Below are 2470 nucleotides of genomic sequence, written 5' to 3' on the forward strand. Positions count from 1 at the left end.
GCCTCCAGAAAGAAATTCTTAAAAAGCCTTCGCCAGCCGCAAAACCGCATTTAAGATTCGTGACTAGGGTTGGATGCCGGGTAACTTGCATTCTTGTTGAGACCGAACCGGCCAGGCTTTGTCGGCTCGACCCATCCCTGCCGTACAGCCTGCTTGAACTGTTGGCTTGATCTTCTGCCCTCAACTGCGATGGATTCTTCGATCTCTCAATTCCAGCCTTCTTCCCGGCGGGATCCCGTGCCTTCTGACAGGCTTTCCCTGCGCATGGGGCAAGCTCTGCTGGGGCTGGCAGTGGCCACTTGGCTGTTGATGGGGCTGGGCAGTGCCACCCGAGTCATGAACGCTGGGCTGTCTTGTCCGGATTGGCCCCTTTGCTATGGGGAGCTTGTGCCTGTTCAGCAGATGAACCTACGAGTCTTTTTGGAATGGTTTCACCGCATGGTGGCTTCTGGGGTAGGCTTGGCTACCCTGGTTCTGATGGGGTTTGCCTGGCTGAAGCGCCGGGCATTGCCTACTTGGCTGCCCTGGGGCTTGAGCTGGGCTTTTGTTCTGGTCTTGGTGCAAGGGATCCTGGGTGGGCTGACGGTGACGGAGCTGCTGCGCTTTGACATTGTAACGGCCCACTTGGGCACGGGCCTGCTGTTCTTTGCCACGCTGCTCACCCTGGGATTGCTGGCCTTGACAAGATCCGGTTCTGAGGGCTCTGTCCTGCGGGGGCAGCCAGGTGAAGGGCCATTTTCTATCGGCTACCTGCCTTGGCTGGGCTTGGGGGCGGTGCTGCTGATCTATGTTCAGAGCCTTCTTGGCGCCCTGGTGGCTTCTCAATGGGCTTTGCACCAGTGCTTTGCTGCTGGCGAGCTGTGCGGGGTGATGAACAGCCACTTGCTGGGCGTGGCTCCGGCTACCCTTGGGGTGTTGGCAGTGGCGGTGGCCACCGGGCTAAGGCGCAAGCGGATCCCGCGGCTCCTCAAGTTCTTGGGTCACGGGTCTGTCGGCCTGCTGTTGGCCCAGGTGGGGATCGGCATCTTGACCTATCGCTACCGGCTGCAGGTGGAGCCGCTGACGGTGGCCCATCAGATGATCGGTGCAGCTTTGCTGGCCTGTTTGCTGAGCTTTACGGTTCTGGCCTGGCAAATGCGAACTCAGCGGGAAGAAGCCCGGTGGATGGCCATGACCGCAGAAATGACCGGTGAGTGATTTCCATGCAGGATGTTTTCCAAGACCGTTACCGAGCCGCACCGACACGGATCCCTTCCCAAGTCTGCCATCACCGAACGGTATCCCAGGTTTTGCGCAGCTATAGCCAGTTGGTGAAGCCGAAGATCATCGCCCTCTTGCTGATGACCACGGCCGGCGCGATGTGGATGGCGGGCAACAGCGATCCCCTGAAGTTTGGCGTCACCCTCGTGGGGGGCGGGATGGCAGCGGCAGCGGCCAACGTCATCAACATGGTGTATGACGCCGATATCGATCGCATGATGGAGCGAACTCGCCATCGCCCTTTGCCTTCCGGTCGCATTCAGGCGCGACATGCTCTCCTGTTTGCCGGGATCCTAGCCGTGACTTCCTTTGGTTTGCTGGCCTATTTCACCAACCTGCTGGCCGCCGGTTTGGCCATGTTGGGGATCCTGGTGTACGTGGGAGTCTACACCCACTGGCTAAAGCGTTCCAGCACCCAGAACATCGTCATCGGGGGAGCGGCAGGAGCGATCCCGCCCTTGGTGGGCTGGGCGGCGGCCACGGGCGAGCTGAGCTGGGCTGCTTGGGTGATGTTTGCCATCATCTTTTTGTGGACCCCGCCCCACTTTTGGGCTTTGGCCATTCTGAAGCGGGAAGACTACGCCCGCGCCGGCGTGCCGATGCTGCCGGTGGTGGCCGGAGAAAGGTTGACTGCCGCCCAGATTCTCCTCTACGCGCTGCTGATACTTCCGGTCAGCTTGTTGCTGGTTTACCCCTTGCGGGTGCTGGGATCCTTTTACTTGAGTGTGGCGGCGCTGCTGGGATCCCTCTTGGTTTGGAAGGCGGTGCAGTTGCTGCAGGATCCCCACAATCGGGAGCGGGCGGCCTCCCTTTTCACCTTCGCCAACCTCTATTTGCTGCTGCTGTGTGGGGCTATGGGTCTGGACAGGTGGGCGCCGACCCACACCCTCTGGCATCAAGCCCTCGCCTCGCTGCAGGGGATCTACACCACGTTGCTGGCGCTGACTGGCTAGCTTGTAAGGCTGGATCCCTGGGTTGACAACTCACGTTGGCCAGCCAGTTCTTCCGGATTACAGCCCGCTCTGATCCAAAGTTACGATCGGTTAGCCACCGCTAGACGGATCCGGCTATGACGAATGAAGAGATCGAGACGCGGTTTGTCCAGTTGGCCGAAGCTGTAACCAGAGTGGCCGACACAGTTGCCAAGGTTACCGATGCCCAGCTTGCCTTGCAAACCCTCTCAGGGCGTCTTGCCGAAGTTGTCTTGGAA

General features: G+C 59.9%; 2 protein-coding genes. Both read left to right on the plus strand.

Translation table 11 applies throughout. The features are described 5' to 3' along the window. Window positions 1-189: 189 nt before the first annotated feature. Window positions 190-1197: a COX15/CtaA family protein gene (locus NW857_RS12700; RefSeq protein ID WP_414369172.1), complete on the plus strand. Its 1008-nt coding sequence runs from the start codon at window positions 190-192 to the stop codon at window positions 1195-1197. Window positions 1198-1202: 5 nt separating this feature from the next. After that, on the plus strand, window positions 1203-2213 hold the full coding sequence (locus NW857_RS12705; RefSeq protein ID WP_414369173.1) for a heme o synthase: 1011 nt from the start codon (window positions 1203-1205) through the stop codon (window positions 2211-2213). Window positions 2214-2470 lie beyond the last annotated feature (257 nt).

It is taken from the genome of Synechococcus sp. H55.9 (assembly GCF_047462355.1).
In the GTDB taxonomy this organism is placed as follows: Bacteria; Cyanobacteriota; Cyanobacteriia; order Thermostichales; family Thermostichaceae; genus Thermostichus.